Origin of the sequence: Tardiphaga sp. 862_B3_N4_1 (assembly GCF_051811085.1) — a bacterium.
Lineage (GTDB): Bacteria > Pseudomonadota > Alphaproteobacteria > Rhizobiales > Xanthobacteraceae > Tardiphaga > Tardiphaga robiniae.
On sequence record NZ_JBPWQB010000001.1, the window covers coordinates 3,182,929 to 3,198,739 of the forward strand.

The 15,811-nt window shown below is 62.1% G+C and carries 17 protein-coding genes; 11 read left to right on the forward strand and 6 right to left on the reverse strand.

The annotated features are described in order from the left end of the window. From AB8B02_RS15230 to AB8B02_RS15240, 3 genes are all read left to right on the forward strand, one after another. Positions 1-1,161 carry a M20 aminoacylase family protein gene (locus AB8B02_RS15230; protein ID WP_089264945.1) on the forward strand — a complete coding sequence of 387 codons (1,161 nt, stop codon included), beginning with the start codon at positions 1-3 and terminating at the stop codon, positions 1,159-1,161. 268 nt (positions 1,162-1,429) lie between these two features. Then, complete coding sequence (locus AB8B02_RS15235) at positions 1,430-2,320, forward strand: crotonase/enoyl-CoA hydratase family protein (protein WP_439064653.1); 891 nt, start codon at positions 1,430-1,432, stop codon at positions 2,318-2,320. Between the two features lie 8 nt (positions 2,321-2,328). Continuing rightward, positions 2,329-3,000, forward strand: a complete 672-nt coding sequence (locus tag AB8B02_RS15240) for an esterase/lipase family protein (protein ID WP_439064326.1) — start codon at positions 2,329-2,331, stop codon at positions 2,998-3,000. Between the two features lie 4 nt (positions 3,001-3,004). Here the strand turns inward: AB8B02_RS15240 and AB8B02_RS15245 are convergent, their stop codons facing one another. The 3 genes from AB8B02_RS15245 to AB8B02_RS15255 form a co-directional block, all read right to left on the reverse strand. After that, the gene (locus tag AB8B02_RS15245) at positions 3,005-3,982 is read right to left on the reverse strand and encodes an NADPH:quinone oxidoreductase family protein (RefSeq protein WP_439064327.1); all 978 of its coding nucleotides are present in this window, start codon (positions 3,980-3,982) and stop codon (positions 3,005-3,007) included. Beyond that, positions 3,982-4,611 carry a 2-hydroxychromene-2-carboxylate isomerase gene (locus tag AB8B02_RS15250; protein WP_439064328.1) on the reverse strand — a complete coding sequence of 210 codons (630 nt, stop codon included), beginning with the start codon at positions 4,609-4,611 and terminating at the stop codon, positions 3,982-3,984. The genes AB8B02_RS15245 and AB8B02_RS15250 overlap by 1 nt, the downstream gene beginning before the upstream one ends. A 61-nt stretch (positions 4,612-4,672) precedes the next feature. After that, positions 4,673-5,377, reverse strand: coding sequence for a glutathione S-transferase N-terminal domain-containing protein (locus AB8B02_RS15255; protein ID WP_439064329.1), 705 nt, complete (start codon positions 5,375-5,377; stop codon positions 4,673-4,675). A gap of 134 nt (positions 5,378-5,511) precedes the next feature. Here AB8B02_RS15255 and AB8B02_RS15260 point away from each other — a divergent pair, with 134 nt between their 5' ends. Next, positions 5,512-6,534 (forward strand): methionine synthase, encoded by a 1,023-nt coding sequence (locus AB8B02_RS15260; RefSeq protein ID WP_439064330.1) that lies wholly within the window; start codon positions 5,512-5,514, stop codon positions 6,532-6,534. A gap of 112 nt (positions 6,535-6,646) precedes the next feature. On the opposite strand, the gene AB8B02_RS15265 is transcribed toward AB8B02_RS15260, so the two are convergent. The 3 genes from AB8B02_RS15265 to AB8B02_RS15275 form a co-directional block, all read right to left on the reverse strand. Next, entirely contained in the window at positions 6,647-7,270 is a 624-nt protein-coding gene (locus tag AB8B02_RS15265; protein WP_439064331.1) for a hypothetical protein, read from the reverse strand. A 116-nt stretch (positions 7,271-7,386) separates the two neighbouring features. Further along, positions 7,387-7,911 carry a xanthine phosphoribosyltransferase gene (gene gpt / locus AB8B02_RS15270; protein ID WP_068736116.1) on the reverse strand — a complete coding sequence of 175 codons (525 nt, stop codon included), beginning with the start codon at positions 7,909-7,911 and terminating at the stop codon, positions 7,387-7,389. A gap of 73 nt (positions 7,912-7,984) precedes the next feature. Further along, positions 7,985-8,719 (reverse strand): competence/damage-inducible protein A, encoded by a 735-nt coding sequence (locus AB8B02_RS15275; RefSeq protein ID WP_309948719.1) that lies wholly within the window; start codon positions 8,717-8,719, stop codon positions 7,985-7,987. Positions 8,720-8,940: 221 nt separating this feature from the next. Here AB8B02_RS15275 and AB8B02_RS15280 point away from each other — a divergent pair, with 221 nt between their 5' ends. From AB8B02_RS15280 to AB8B02_RS15310, 7 genes are all read left to right on the forward strand, one after another. Then, the gene (locus AB8B02_RS15280; protein WP_175365791.1) at positions 8,941-10,359 is read left to right on the forward strand and encodes a circularly permuted type 2 ATP-grasp protein; all 1,419 of its coding nucleotides are present in this window, start codon (positions 8,941-8,943) and stop codon (positions 10,357-10,359) included. Between the two features lie 156 nt (positions 10,360-10,515). Continuing rightward, positions 10,516-11,460 carry an alpha-E domain-containing protein gene (locus tag AB8B02_RS15285; protein ID WP_068736110.1) on the forward strand — a complete coding sequence of 315 codons (945 nt, stop codon included), beginning with the start codon at positions 10,516-10,518 and terminating at the stop codon, positions 11,458-11,460. A gap of 40 nt (positions 11,461-11,500) precedes the next feature. Next, positions 11,501-12,343 carry a transglutaminase family protein gene (locus AB8B02_RS15290; RefSeq protein WP_231080092.1) on the forward strand — a complete coding sequence of 281 codons (843 nt, stop codon included), beginning with the start codon at positions 11,501-11,503 and terminating at the stop codon, positions 12,341-12,343. 78 nt (positions 12,344-12,421) lie between these two features. After that, positions 12,422-13,168 (forward strand): proteasome-type protease, encoded by a 747-nt coding sequence (locus AB8B02_RS15295; RefSeq protein WP_093756417.1) that lies wholly within the window; start codon positions 12,422-12,424, stop codon positions 13,166-13,168. Positions 13,169-13,194: 26 nt separating this feature from the next. Continuing rightward, complete coding sequence (locus AB8B02_RS15300; protein ID WP_439064332.1) at positions 13,195-13,698, forward strand: GNAT family N-acetyltransferase; 504 nt, start codon at positions 13,195-13,197, stop codon at positions 13,696-13,698. A gap of 22 nt (positions 13,699-13,720) precedes the next feature. Next, positions 13,721-14,479, forward strand: a complete 759-nt coding sequence (locus tag AB8B02_RS15305; protein WP_092146865.1) for an SDR family oxidoreductase — start codon at positions 13,721-13,723, stop codon at positions 14,477-14,479. Positions 14,480-14,557: 78 nt separating this feature from the next. Beyond that, complete coding sequence (locus AB8B02_RS15310) at positions 14,558-15,808, forward strand: NupC/NupG family nucleoside CNT transporter (protein WP_184518253.1); 1,251 nt, start codon at positions 14,558-14,560, stop codon at positions 15,806-15,808. The last annotated feature ends 3 nt before the right edge of the window (positions 15,809-15,811 follow it).

The window sequence follows — 15,811 nt, forward strand, 5'->3', positions numbered from 1 at the left end:
ATGCCCACACTCGAACGTATCGACGCCTTCGCCGACGAACTCACCGCCATCCGCCGCGACCTGCACGCGCATCCGGAAATCGGCTTCGAGGAAGTCCGCACCTCCGGCATCGTCGCCGACAAGCTGACCTCCTGGGGTGTCGAAGTGCATCGCGGCTTAGGGGGTACCGGCGTCGTCGGCGTGCTGAAGGGCAAAGGCTCGGGCACCAAGCGCATCGGCCTGCGCGCCGACATGGACGCGCTGCCGATGGAAGAAAACACCAATCTCGCCTGGCGCTCCACCATTCCGGGCCGTTTTCACGGCTGCGGTCATGATGGCCACACCACCATGCTGCTCGGCACCGCTCGCTATCTCGCCGAGACCCGCAATTTCGACGGCACCGTGCATTTCATCTTCCAGCCCGCCGAAGAAGGCCTCGGCGGTGCGCGCGCGATGATCAAGGACGGTCTGTTCAAGCAGTTTCCCTGCGATGAAATCTATGGTCTGCACAATGCACCGGACATGAATCACGGCGAAGTCGGCATCTTCCCGGGCCCTGCAATGGCCGCCGCTGATTTCTTCGACATCACCATCCGGGGCTACGGCGCGCATGGCGCGATGCCGGAGCGCTCCAAGGATCCTGTCGTGATCGCGATGTCGCTCGGTCAGGCGATGCAGTCGATCGTCAGCCGCAACGTCAATCCGTTCGAATCCGCGGTGCTGTCGATCACCCAGATCCATTCCGGCTCGGCCTATAACGTCATCCCGGATGATGCGAAGCTCTGCGGCACCGTGCGCTGTTTCTCCGAGAAGGTCCGGATGCAGATCCGCGAGCGGATGCATGCGCTCGCTGCCGGCATGGCGACGGCATTCGATTGCGAGATCAAGGTCGATATCCGCGACGGCTTCAGCGTGCTGGTCAATCAGGAAGAGCATTCCAAGGCCGTCGAGGACGTTGCACGCACGATCGTCGGCGACGCCAATGTGATCACCCGCGCGAAGCCGAAAATGGGCTCCGAAGATTTCGCCGACATGCTGCATGCCGTGCCCGGCGCCTATTTCTGGGTCGGCCAAGAAGGCTCGGTGCCGGTGCACAATCCCGGCTACTATCTCGACGACAAGATCCTGCCCATCGGCGCCAGCATGTTCGCCCGCATCGTCGAAACCCGGCTGCCGGCGTAAGAAGCGGCAGCCAACGCTGTCGGCATAATTCCGCAGGATGGGTTGAGAGCAGCGAAACCCGTCACGCTTGTGTGCGAAGGATGGGTTTCGCAAGGGCCCTACCCATCCTACAATCCTGCACCTAGCACGTCATTCCGGGGCGCGCGCGTCTTCGCGCGCGAACCCGGAATCCAGTAGTAATGAAAACACGTCGGGATTCCGGGTTCGCGCCAAGTGGCGCACCCCGGAATGACCAGTGAACCAAAATAAAAACAGGGAAGAAACCATCATGGCCTATGAGACCATCCTCTACAGCGTCGACGAGCAGATTCTCACCATCACGCTGAACCGCCCTGAAAAGCTCAACGCCTATAACGCCACCATGCAGGCCGAGCTGATCGACGCCTTCGACAAAGCCGATGCGGACGACAATGTGCGCGCGATCATCGTGACCGGTGCCGGACGTGGCTTCTGCGCGGGTGCGGATCTCTCCTCGGGCGCCGACACCTTCGATCGCGACGCGCGGCGCGGCCCGGTGAGGCGTCTCGCCAGCGGCGATGTCGATTACAGCGATCCTATGGTGCGCGACGGCGGCGGTCAGGTGACACTGCGCATCTTCAAATGCCTCAAGCCGGTCATCGCCGCGGTGAACGGCCCGGCCGTTGGCATCGGTGCCACCATGCAGCTCGCGATGGACATCCGCATCGCGTCGGAAGCCGCACGCTTCGGCTTCGTGTTCTCCCAACGCGGCATCGTGCCGGAAGCCGCGTCGAGCTGGTTCCTGCCGCGCCTCGTCGGCATCTCGCAGGCGCTGGAATGGTGCTACTCCGGTCGCGTGTTCCCGGCACAGGAGGCCCTCGCCGGCCGCCTCGTCAGCAAGGTCGTGCCGCCCGACGATCTGCTGCCAACCGCACGCGCGCTGGCCAGGACCTTCATCGACAAGACGGCGCCGGTCTCCGTCGCGCTGATCCGCCAGATGATGTGGCGCATGATGGGCGCGGACGATCCGATGGAAGCGCACAAGATCGACAGCCGCGGCATCTATGCGCGCGGTCGCTCCGAGGACGTCAAGGAAGGCGTCGTGGCCTTTCTCGAAAAGCGCCCGGCCGAGTTCAAGAACAAGGTCAGCACGGATATGCCGAGCTATTTCCCGTGGTGGGACGAGCGCGGCTACAAGTAGGATCACGAATGAATTCGACGCCCTCCTGTCGTCCACGCGAGGGCGTCATTTTCCTGCACGGCATCAGCCGGTCGTTCCGATCTTTCATCAAGATGCAGCAGGCGGTCGAAGCTGCAGGATTCGCCACGCGGAACATTGGCTATCCCAGCCGGCGCAAGACGCTGTCTGCACTGGCCGATGACATCCATCCCGCCATCGCGCCGTTTGCCGAAGCCAACGAAGGCTGCACGCATTTCGTCTGCCATTCGATGGGGGGCCTGCTGGCGCGTGTCTATCTGGCGCGCCACCGTCCATCACGTCTGGGCCGCGTGGTGATGCTGGGTACGCCGAATGGCGGCAGCGAAATCGCCGATCTGTTCAAGAACTGGCTGCCCTATCGCCAGTATTTCGGCCCGGCGGGGCAACAACTCGTTACGATGCGGGATGACCTAACTGAGGCGATGCTTCCCCCAGTTGACTATCCGGTCGGCATCATCGCCGGCGATCGTACGCTCGATCCGATCGCTTCGCGCTTGATGTTGCGTGGCCCGAATGATGGTCGTGTCACCGTCGCGCGCACAAAACTTGAAGGCATGACCGACCACCTCGTCATCCACGCGTCACATGCGATGATGATCCGGAATCGGGAAGCAATCATGCACACCATCGCCTTCCTGAAGAACGGCCAGTTTCGGCGCTGAGCGCTCAGCCCATGGTCAGCGCCACACGCCCGATCGCCTTGCGCTCTGTCAGCAGCCGCATGGCAGCCGCGACATCCGCCAGCGGCAGGCGATGCGAAACATTTGGCCTAATCTTTCCCGCTTCTGCCCATGCGAGGAGCTGAGCGATGCGGGCTTCGCCGATCTTTGGATCTCGCCGCGCAGCCTCGCCGGCACGCACGCCGAGCACGCTAGCGCCTTTGATGAGCACGAGATTGGTTTTCGCCACGCCGATACCACCGGTGAAGCCGATCACCAGCAGCCTTGCGCCCCAGTTGATGCAACGCAGGCTCTGCTCGAAGATATCGCCGCCGACCGGGTCGAACACCACATCGGCGCCCTTGCCATCGGTGATGCGTTTCACGGCATCGCGGAACGGCTCCGCGCCATACAGCACGCCATGATCCGCGCCGCGCGCACGCGCGACGCCGAGCTTGTCTTCAGATGACGCCGCCGCAATCACGGTAGCCCCAAGCAGCTTGCCGATCTCCACCGCTGCCAACCCCACGCCGCCGCCGGCGCCATGCACCAGCAGCACTTCGCCCGCCCCGATCTGCCCGCGATCGACCAGCGCATGATGCGCGGTGCCGTGGGCGGCGAGAAACGTCGCGCCCTCCGCGTAGTCGAATGTCGACGGCAGTGGAGTAAGTTGTGTCGGCGTCACCACGACTTCGTCCGCATAGCCGCCATGACGCAGCTTGACGATGACGCGATCCCAGACCGCGATGCCGGGCACATCGCTGGCGATTTCGCTGACGTCGCCCGCCGCTTCCATACCCGGCGTGAACGGCAGTTCGGGCTTGAGTTGATACTCACCGGCCGCCATTAGGATGTCCGGAAAATTGATTCCGGCGGCGCGCACGGCAACGCGGACCTGCCCGGGTTTTAGCGGCACTGATGCAAATTGTTCGAGGCGCAGGCTTTCAGGTGACCCGAGCTCGCGGCAAACGATTGCTTTCGGCATCAGGCGGCGCTCTCGGCGCTTCCAGCGCCAACGCGGCGACGCTGCAGCGCCTCGCGGATCAGTGGCAGGCGATCATTGCCGAAATACATGTCGGTCTTGTCGAGATAGATGGTCGGCGAGCCGAAGCCGCCCCGTGCGATCACGTCATCCGTATTGACCTTGAGCTGGTCCTTGATCGCCTGATCGCCGATGCCCGCGAAGAATTTCGCGGGATCGATGCCGGTGCGCGTACAGATCTCGGTGAGAACATCATCTTTCGAGATATCCTTGTCGTCGCCCCAATAGGCTTCGAACACCGCGCGCGCGAACGGCACCATCGCATCGCTTCCAAGCCAGATGCAGCCGCGCATCGCCTTGACGCTGTTCACCGGAAACACCGTCGGCGGCATCTTGATGGCGAGGCCTGCCGAGCGCGCCCAGTCGCCAAGGTCCTTCTTCATGTAGCGAGCCTTCGCCGGCACCGGGGTTTCGCGCGAAGCATAGACGCTGGGATTGATCGAATTGAAGATGCCGCCCACCAGAATGGGTCGCCATGAGATCTCTTCGCCAAACTCCTTCGCCAGTGGCTGGATGTTGTGGAAGGCGAGATAGGTCCAGGGGCTGGAACAGTCGAAGAAGAATTCGATCATGGGTGTTTCCTCGTTTTGTTATTATTTTCTTCGTCATGCGCGCGTTCCGAAATGACGAGCTCTATTGCTGCGCCTGCGCATGCGCCGGCGCATCGACACCGAACATGATCTTCCTCGCCTGCTCATCCATCGGCTTCTTCTCCTGCTTACCGACGGCAAGCCCCGCCTGTACCTGCGACCGTGCGCGGACCAGCGCAAACCAGCGCTTCACGTTCGGGAAATCATCCAGCGTCAGGCCCTGCGCCTTATGGGTCATGATCCACGGAAAGCACGCCATATCGGCGATGGAGTAGTCGCCGGCGATGTAATCGCGGCCTTCCCCGAGATGCGCATCGAGTACGCCGTACAGGCGCTTGGCTTCGCGGGTATAGCGATCCATCGCATAGGGAATCTTCTCGGGCGCATAGAGCAGGAAATGTCCGTTCTGGCCGAGCATCGGGCCGAGGCCGCCCATCTGCCACATCAGCCATTGCACGACGTCGAAACGCTTTCGCATCTCGGCCGGCATGAAACGGCCGGACTTCTCCGCGAGATAGATCAGGATTGCGCCGCTCTCGAAAATCGAGACCGGTGCGCCGCCATCAGCGGGCGCATGATCGACAATGGCCGGCATGCGGCCGTTGGGGCTGAGTTTCAAAAATTCTGGCTGGTGCTGGTCGCCGCGACCGAGCTGCATCGGGACGACCGTATAGGGCAGCCCGCATTCTTCCAGCATGATCGAGATTTTCCAGCCGTTCGGCGTCGGCGCATAGTGCAGGTCGATCATGTAATTTTCCCGGCGTCCTCGATACGTTTTGGCCGATCCTAGCCCTCCCTTATGGATGCGCCAATCCCATATACGGAGGGTCAGGAACGTGGCAGATAGGCCTCCGCAAAACACAATTTCCGGGGAGCGAACAAATGCTGTTTCCAACCACCATCGCCGGCTCGCTGCCGAAGCCCGAATGGCTCGCCGAGCCGAACAAGCTGTGGCCGACCTGGCGCTCGTCCGGCGACGAACTCGCGCGCGCCAAGCGCGATGCGACGCTGCTGGCGGTGAAGGTTCAGGAAGATGCCGGCGTCGACATCGTCACCGAAGGCGAACAGGCGCGGCAGCACTTCGTCCATGGCTTTCTGGAAAAGGTCGACGGCATCGACTTCGCCCACAAGGTCGAGATGGGCATCCGCAAGGATCGCTACAAAGCGATGGTGCCGCAGGTGACCGCGCCGCTGCAGCTCAGGGGCCGCGTGCACGCCTTCGAAGCGCAGGCTGCCCGCGCGCATACGACGAACAAGTTCAAGTTCACGCTGCCCGGCCCGATGACCATTATCGATACCCTGTCGGACAGCTATTACGGCGACCGCGTCAAGATGGCCTTTGCTTTCGCCGAATTGCTGAACCAGGAAGCGCTCGCACTACAGGCCGACGGTGTCGACATGATCCAGTTCGACGAGCCGGCCTTCAACGTCTTCATGGACGAAGCCGCCGACTGGGGCGTCAAGGCGCTGGAGCGCGCCGCACAGGGACTCACTTGCGCGACAGCCGTTCACATCTGCTATGGCTACGGCATCAAGGCCAATACCGACTGGAAGGAAACCCTCGGCAGCGAGTGGCGGCAATATGAAGAGATCTTCCCGGCCATCGACGCCAGCCCGATCCAGCAGGTCGCCATCGAATGCCGCAATTCGCGCGTACCGCTGGAATTGCTGGGACTGCTGAAGAACAAGATCGTGCAGGCCGGTGTGATCGACGTCGCCAGCGACACTGTCGAAACGCCGGAAGATGTGGTCGCCACCATCGAGGCCGTGATGAAACACGTGCCGAAGGACAAGATCGTGCCGACGACCAATTGCGGCATGGCTCCGATGCAGCGGGATATCGCGGAAGCAAAGCTGCGCGCACTGGGTGCGGGTGCGAAGCTCGCAAGGCAGAAGCTGGGATAAGACGTTCCCCGCAACAAACGCCGTCATGCCCGGCCTTGTGCCGGGCATCCACGTCTTAGCACCAAGCAAGGAAAGACGTGGATGGCCGGCACAAGCCCGACCATGACGAATTCTAGTTTCCCGCGGCAGCACTCACATGCAGCACCGGACGATAACCGGCGCGAAATGCATTCAGCGTCGATGGTGGCGTCAGCAGCTGCGGGTCGACGAGCTCGACATCCGCCGCGCGATAGCCCGCAAACGACCACCGCAACGCCCGCCCCTGCGCGATCAGAAAGCTCTCACCAGCCGCCTGCACCATCGTCCCATCCGGCAATGCCTCGATAGGCCCATCCACCGGATGCAATCGCTTCTTCCTGTTATCCAGCCGCTCACGATGCAGCACCCCATCGATCTCCGTTGCCCGCACACACGTGACGCCGTTGCCCTCCTCCCACGCCGCGCGGAAGCGGTTGGCATCGTCGCGGCGGCAATAGAAGCATGGGCGGTGACCGGCGGCGAAGGATGTGGCCTCGTCGAGGAAGAACAGCTCGGTCCAGCTGCGTGTCGCCATGACATCGCGGCGACGCCCGCGAAACTCGCAGACGCAAGTGATCCAGGCCGGATTCGACCAGCGCCTGTTCAGGAGCGTTTTGGTCGAAGGATCATGGATGATGCCACGATTGCCGGTGAACGTTCCGCGTTCCGGTGTCGCTACAATATCGCCTGCCGGCGTGACACGATTTTGCAGCGGCATATCCCTGTCCTCTCCACGTCATTGCGAGCGCGGCGAAGCAATCCAGAAGCAACAAGCGAAGACTGGATTGCTTCGTCGCAAGTGCTCCTCGCAATGACGGCTGAAGAGCTGGTGCCCTAGCCTGCGCCTTCGCGCATCGGCGGCTGGAACGACAGGCCGAGATCCCACGGAAAAAAGATCCATGTGTCCTGCGACACTTCGGTGATGTACGTATCCACCAGCGGCCGGCCCATGGGCTTGGCATAGACAGTCGCAAAGTGCGCTTTGGGCAGCATGTCGCGGACGATACGCGCCGTCTTGCCGGTATCGACGAGGTCGTCAATGATCAAGAGGCCCTTGCCGTCGCCGCCACCGAGTTTCAACGCATCGGCCGACAGCCCCTTCAGTACCTGCAACTCGCCGCGCTTGTTGTGCTCATAGCTGGCGATGCACACCGTATCGATGACGCGGACGCCGAGCTCGCGCGCCACGATCGCTGCCGGCACAAGCCCGCCGCGGGTGATGGCGATGATCGCGTGAAATGGACCAGCGCTGTTCAGCCGCCAGGTCAGCGCGCGGCAATCGCGATGGAACTGATCCCAGGACACCGGGAATGCCTTGCCGGCGCGCTCCTCAGCACTCAATTCCGGATGATCGGCCATGTTCGTCTCCTCACATCGGTCGCCCTCAGGCGGCCGGACTTATGTTGATCCACTCGTTAGTTCACTCTTAATTTCACTTGGGCGCGTTGATTGTCGCCAACATCGCCTTGACGGCCTCCATTGCCGCATTGAGCTTATCCTGATCGCGCGAACGCACCACCAGATTGGTGTTCGGCTTGCCCTGTTCGTCCATGAACGGATAGCTGCCGATGATCGTGTCGGGATGCGCCTTCGCGATATCGCGTAGCGGACCGCCGACATCACCTTCACGCGCATTGGCCTTCACCGTATCGGATAGCATCCGCAAACCAGATTTCAGCTTCGGCGACACGATGTCCATCATCGCCTGCATGATCGTCGGCACGCCGGCCATCACGATCACATTATCGATCTTGAAGCCGGGCGCCAGGATGGTCGCGCTCTGGATCAGGTCGGCGCCGTCGGGAATACGGGCCATCCGCAGCCGGGCTTCGTTCAGGTCGGCGCCGAAGCGCTCCTGGAAGCGCGCGACCACCTCGGGATGGTGATCGATCTTGACGCCGAACGCCTTGGCGACCGCATCCGCTGTAATGTCATCGTGAGTGGGGCCGATGCCGCCAGTGGTAAAAACGTAGGTGTAGCGTTTGCGCAGCGCATCGAGGGCCGCGATGATATCCGGCTCATCATCGGAGACGACACGGACTTCCTTGAGATCGATGCCGATATTGGTGAGGTACTCGGCGATGAATCCAATGTTCTTGTCCTTGGTCCGACCTGACAGAATCTCGTCGCCAATCACCAGGATGCCCGCGGTCACAATCTCGGTCATTTGTCGTTCCTCACCATTCCCGGGACCATGCGCAGGCAAAGTCCTGATGTCACGGGGTTTTGCTGCCGAAACGAGCAGCGTCCAGCCGTTTTTTCAGGCAGCTCTACACGCATCTCATACGAATTGCTCTTGTTGAATGCATATCGTGCTGGCCCGCCCCTTGCTACCATCCCTTTCAGTCGTGCAATCTCCGTACGGCCTCGAAACAACAGTCAGGGTACATGGCAGTCGCGTTCGACGAAATGAACGGGCCCCAAGGCGAACTCCGCCCGGCCTATGAAGAACTCTCCCGCTGGCTCAAGGAGACGCCTCCGGACGCTTTGGAGCATCGCCGCCAGGAAGCGGAGCTGCTGTTCCGCCGGATCGGCATCACCTTCGCGGTTTACGGCGACTCCGAATCCACCGAACGGCTGATCCCCTTTGACGTCATTCCGCGGATCATTTCCGGCAAGGAATGGACCCTGCTGGAAAAGGGCCTGAAGCAGCGCACCCGCGCCATCAACATGTTCCTCAAGGACATCTATCACGGCCGCGAAATTCTCCGCGCCGGCCTGATCCCCGATGACCTGATCTTCCAGAACCCGGTGTTCCGCCCGGAGATGAACGGCCAGGACGTCCCGCACGATGTCTATGTGCACATCGCCGGCATCGACATTGTCCGCACCAATCCGGACGAATTCTTCGTTCTCGAAGACAATGCCCGCACGCCCTCAGGCGTCTCCTACATGCTGGAGAACCGCGAGATCATGATGCGGCTTTTCCCCGACCTGTTCGCGCGACATCGCGTCGCGCCGGTCGAGAAATATCCAGACGAGCTGCTGTCCTGCCTACGCTCCGTCGCACCGCGCTCGGCCTCGACGGAGCCCACCGTCGCACTGATGACACCCGGCGTCTACAACTCGGCCTATTACGAACACTCGTTCCTGGCCGACAAGCTCGGCGTCGAACTGGTCGAGGGCCGCGACCTCATCGTCAAGAACGATGAAGTCTTCATGCGCACCACCGAAGGCCTCAAACGCGTCGACGTGATCTATCGCCGCGTCGATGACGATTTCCTCGATCCCCTCACCTTCCGCCCGGATTCAGCGCTCGGCGTCCCCGGCCTGATGTCCGCCTATATGGCCGGCAATGTCACGCTGGCCAATGCAGTCGGCACCGGCATCGCCGACGACAAGGCGATCTACAGCTACATGCCGGAAGTGGTGAAGTTCTATCTCGGCGAAGAGCCGATCCTGAAGAATGTGCCGACTTGGCGCTGCCGCGAACCTGGCGATCTCGCTTACGTGCTCGATCACCTCGGCGAACTCGTCGTCAAGGAAGTCCACGGCTCCGGCGGTTACGGCATGCTGATCGGCCCTGCCGCGACCAAGGCGACCATCGAGGCGTTCCGCGACAAGCTGAAGCGCGAGCCGGAAGGCTTCATCGCGCAGCCGACGCTGGCGCTGTCGACTTGCCCGACCTGCACCGAGTCAGGCCTCGCGCCGCGGCATGTCGATCTTCGCCCCTTCGTGCTCACCGGCAGCAAGAACGTCTCCATCGTCGCAGGCGGTCTGACCCGCGTCGCGCTGAAGGAAGGCTCGCTGGTGGTGAATTCCAGCCAGGGCGGCGGCACCAAGGATACGTGGATACTGGATGAGTAATTTAGGTTTGATAGCATTACTGACCACCGCCGCCGGTGCGCTCCCCTCCCCCTTGCGGGGAGGGGTCGGGGGTGGGGGTCCACAATTGACGTCGTCCCGTGTTGTTACCCCCCTCCCCAACCCTCCCCCGCAAGGGGGGAGGGAGAAGAGCTGAGCATGCTGTCGCGCACCGCCGAGAACCTTTACTGGCTAGCCCGCTATGTCGAACGCGCCGAGTATCTCGCGCGCACGATCGAGGCGACACTGCGCGTCACCGCGCTGCCGAATACCTATATCGGCCAGACCAACGAATGGGATTCGGCGCTCCTGACCGCAGGCGTCAGCGCAGCCTTCTACGAGATCTACGAGGAAGCCAACGAGACCAATGTCGTCGAATATCTCTCGTTCTCGACGGCCAATCCCTCCTCGATCCGCAACTGCATCGAGGCGGCGCGGCTGAACTCGCGCTCGGTCCGCACCGCGCTGACTGGCGAGATGTGGGACACGATCAACAGCGCTTGGCTGGAACTGCAATCCGCCTGGAGCGGCGGCGCCAAGACACGCGAGCAACTGGCGAATTTCTTGCGCTTCGTGCAGGAGACATCGCTGCGCTTCGATGGCTCGGCCTACCGCACCATGCTGCGCAACGATGCCTATTGGTTCTCGCGGCTCGGCCTGCATCTGGAACGCGCCGACAACACCGCGCGCATTCTCGACGTCAAATATCATCTGCTGCTGCCCGAAGACGAACATGTCGGCGGCCCGCTCGACTACTATCAATGGACCTCGATCCTGCGTTCGGTTTCGGCGCTGACGGCCTATCACTGGGTCTATCGCGAGACACTGAAGCCCTGGCTGATCGCCGACCTTTTGATCCTCAACGACACGCTGCCGCGCTCGCTGGCGAGCTGCTACGGCAATCTGGTGCGCAACCTCGACCAGATCGGCGTGTCCTATGGCCGTCAGGGCGCCGCGCAGCGCCACGCCCGCGGCGTCCGAAACCGCCTAGAACACAGCAACATGCAGGATATTTTCCAGCATGGGTTGCATGAATTCATCCAGGAATTCATTGCAGATAACAGCCGTCTGGGCGACATCATTGCCAAACAATACCTGATTTGAGCTAGCGTCCCGGCTCATCTGCAGATTCGGACACGTTGCCATGCGCCTGCGTATCGCCCATTCGACCACCTATCGCTACGAGCCGCCGGCTTCGGGCGTGATCCAGATTTTGCGGATGACGCCGGGCAGCCATGACGGCCAGTATGTCGCCGAGTGGCAGATCGATGTCTCCACGGATTCGCGCCTGGATTTGCATGAGGACGCGTTCGGCAACGTCACCCATGTGCTGACCCATGGGCCGATCGCCGACCTCACCGTGACCGTCGAAGGCCTGATCGACACCCAGGATACCGGTGGCGTGCTCAAGGGCACCGACGAGCGCTTTCCGCCGAGCTTCTTCCTACGTCAGACCGATCTCACCGACCTCAGCGCAGCGATGCAGACCTTTGCCAAGGATCTGTCACCAAGCGCGGAGACCGACGTACTTGGCTTCCTGCACGCGTTGATGATGGCCATCAACGAGCACATGACCTTCGACGTCGATCCAACCAGCACCGGTACTTCGGCGAGCGAGGCCTTCATCGGCAGGCGTGGCGTCTGCCAGGATTACGCGCATATCTTCATCGCCTGTGCCCGCTCGGCCGGCGTCCCTGCCCGCTTCGTCTCCGGCCATTTCTGGCGTGCCGATGGCGAGACCAACCAGCAGGCTGGCCATGCCTGGGCCGAGGCCTATGTGCCGGATCTCGGCTGGGTCGGCTTCGACCCCGCCAATGCCATCTGCACCACCGACGCCCATGCCCGCGTTGCCATCGGCCTGGATTACCTCGGCGCAGCCCCCGTCCGCGGCACCCGCTATGGCGGCGGCACGGAAACCCTGACCGTCGCCGTCAAGGTCGATCAGGCCAACGGCCGCGGTCAGTCCCAATCGCAGAGCCAGTCCTGAACAACCTCAAACTGGTTTTCCGAGGTTGCCCGGTCGATACCCACCGCGTAAGACGCTTCCCTGACCAAGGGACCGACGATGACCTATTGCTGCGGAATTCTCGTCAAGGACGGCCTGGTGATGATCGCGGACACGCGCACCAATGCCGGGCTCGACAACATCTCGACCTTCCGCAAGCTGCACATCTTCAACCAGCCCGGCGACCGCATCATGGCGGTGGCCTCCGCCGGCAATCTGGCGATCAGCCAATCGGTGCTCTCCACCCTGAGCGAGGGGCTGGAGAACCCGACTACCGGCGAGCTGGAGACCCTGCTGAACGCGCCCACGATGTTTCAGGCTGCGCAGCGCATCGGCCGCGCCATCCGGCACGTCAACGCCACCGAGGGCAAGGCGCTGGAGGCCGAGGATATCAATTTCGACGTCTCGTTCCTGTTCGGCGGCCAGATCAAGGGCGCCAAGATGCGGCTGTTCATGATCTACCCGGCCGGCAACTTCATCGAATGCACGGTGGACACGCCCTATCTGCAGATCGGAGAGCACAAATACGGCAAGCCGGTGCTCGACCGCGCGATGCATTACGACGTCGAACTCTATGAGGCGCTCAAGACCGGCCTGATCTCGATGGACTCGACCATGCGCTCGAATATCGGCGTCGGCCTGCCGATCGATGTGCTGGTGGTGCGCACCGATGTCTGCGACGCCGATCTCAATCACCGTATCGAAGCCGGCGAGCCCTATTTCCACGACCTGCGCTCGCGCTGGTCGGCAGCACTGCGCGCGGCCCATCAAAACATTCCGCGCCCGCCCTACAAGAAAGACAATTGAGCGCGGCCGCAATGACCGCAGTTCCGATGAAATGGCGCATCATGACGGAGGCAGACCTGCCGTCCGTCCTCGCCATCGCCGATGCCGTTCATCCCGATTTTCCCGAAGATGAGGTCGTGTTCGCGAACCGCCTGGCGCTCGATCCAAACGGTTGCGCCGTGCTCGAGGCCCAGGACGGGATCAAGGGTTATCTCGTCAGCCATCCCTGGCAATTCAGGGAGCCGCCGTCACTGAACAGCCTGCTGACAATGCCCGCAGCGCCCTCGACCTTCTACATTCACGATCTCGCATTGCTGCCCGAAACCCGCAGATCCGGCGCGGCGACCGTGGCCGTCGATATGATGGCGGCACGCGCCAGGCTCATGCAACTGCCCAACATGACGCTTGTTGCCGTCAACAATTCAGTTCATTTTTGGCAGCGGCACGATTTCACCATCATGCGCGATTCCGAATTGGATCAGAAACTGCAAAGCTACGGCGACAACGCACGTTTCATGGTCCGGGACCTCACTCAAAAAGACCTCTCGTAAAAAGAAAACAGGGACGAAACAGATGACCAACAAGATCGCACTTGTGACCGGAGCTGGCACCGGCGTCGGCCGTGCCGCATCGCTTGCGCTGATGAATGCCGGTTTCACCGTCGTGCTCGCCGGTCGCCGGCTCGAACTACTGCAAGAGACCCAGAAGCTCGGCGCGGCCAATGGCGGCAAGAGCCTCCCTGTGAGCGCCGACATGGCCGACCCCGCCTCCATCGCCGCGCTGTTCGCCAGGATCATGCAGGAATTCGGCCGGCTCGACGTGCTGTTCAACAATGCCGGCATGGGCGCGCCCGCGATTCCGTTCGAAGACCTCGGCCTCGAACAGTGGCAGGCTGTGGTGAACACCAATCTCACCGCACCGTTCCTGTGCACGCAGCACGCCTTCCGCATCATGAAGGATCAGACGCCCCGCGGCGGCCGCATCATCAATAACGGCTCGATCTCAGCGCATGCGCCGCGCCCGTTCTCCGCCGCCTACACGTCGACCAAACACGCCATCACCGGCTTGACCAAGGCCAGCAATCTCGACGGCCGCGCCTATGACATCGCCGTCGGCCAGGTCGATATCGGCAACGCCGCCACCCCGATGACCGACCGCATGGTCAACGGCCCTGGCGTGCTGCAGCCCGACGGCACCTCGAAGCAGGAGCCACGCATGGACGCCAAAGCCGTCGGCGACGCCGTCGCCTATATGGCCGGCCTGCCGCTCGACGCCAATGTGCTGACCATGACGGTCATGGCGACGAAGATGCCGTTCGTCGGACGCGGCTAAAACGTAATCCGCCTCAGCGGCATTGCGATTGCATGACATGGGAAGCCGCGGCATCATCGCCGCGGTTTCGGGGGATTTATGCTTCAGCTACAATCGGCGTTCGGCGTCATCGCACTTTTGGGGATCGCCTGGGCGCTCGGTGAAAACCGCAGCAAGGTGTCGCTGAGACAGGCCGCGATCGGTCTCGCATTGACGATCGTCGCTGCCGTGATCCTGCTGAAGCTTCCCGTCGTGACGCGCGCCTTCAGCAGCATCAACGATGCTGTCAGCACCATCGCCGCAGCGTCGCGCGCCGGCACCTCCTTCGTGTTCGGTTATCTCGGCGGCGGCGCACTACCGTTCGATCTCAAGAATCCCGGCGCGGATTTCGTGCTCGCACTGCAGGCACTCCCCGTGGTGCTGGTCATCAGCGTGCTGACCAGCCTGCTCTTCTACTGGCGTATCCTGCCGCCGATCGTGCGCGGCATGGCGTGGCTGCTTGAACGCACACTCGGCATCGGCGGCGCGGTCGGGCTGTCAACGGCCGCGAACATCTTTCTGGGCATGGTCGAAGCCCCGTTGTTTATTCGCCCTTACCTCGCGCAGCTCACGCGCAGCGAACTGTTTCTGGTGATGACGGGCGGCATGGCGGGGATCGCCGGTACCGTGCTGGTGCTCTACGCCACTTTCATGGCGCCGCTGATCCCCGATGCATCGGCGCATTTCGTGATTGCTTCCGTGCTCTCGGCGCCAGCTGCGATCCTTGTCAGCCTGATCATGGTGCCTGAGACGGAGGATCGTCGCACCGGTGGATTGCTGGCCAATCCGGACGCATCGGCCACGAGCACGATAGATGCGATCGTCAAGGGCACGAGTGCAGGCATCGAACTGCTCGTCAACATCATCGCCCTGCTGCTGGTCTTCGTGGCGCTGATGTATCTCATGAACGCGATCCTCATGATGATGCCGACCGTGGGAGGCAACACGCTGTCCGTGCAGCGCCTACTGGGTTACGTGATGGCACCGGTGTGCTGGCTGATGGGCCTGCCGTGGGACCAGGCACTGACCGCGGGCTCGCTGATGGGCGTCAAGACGATCCTCAACGAGTTGATCGCCTATGTTCAATTGGCGAAGCTCGGTCCCGATGCGCTGGATGCACGCTCGCGCCTCATCATGCTTTATGCGCTGTGCGGATTTGCAAATTTTGCCAGCCTCGGAATTATGATCGGAGGCCTGGGCACCATGGCGCCGGAACGTCGTAACGAAATCAACGCGCTCGGTGTGAAGTCGATCGTCTCGGGGACGCTGACGACCTGCCTGATGGGCGCGATCGTCGGCATGCTCACCTGAGAC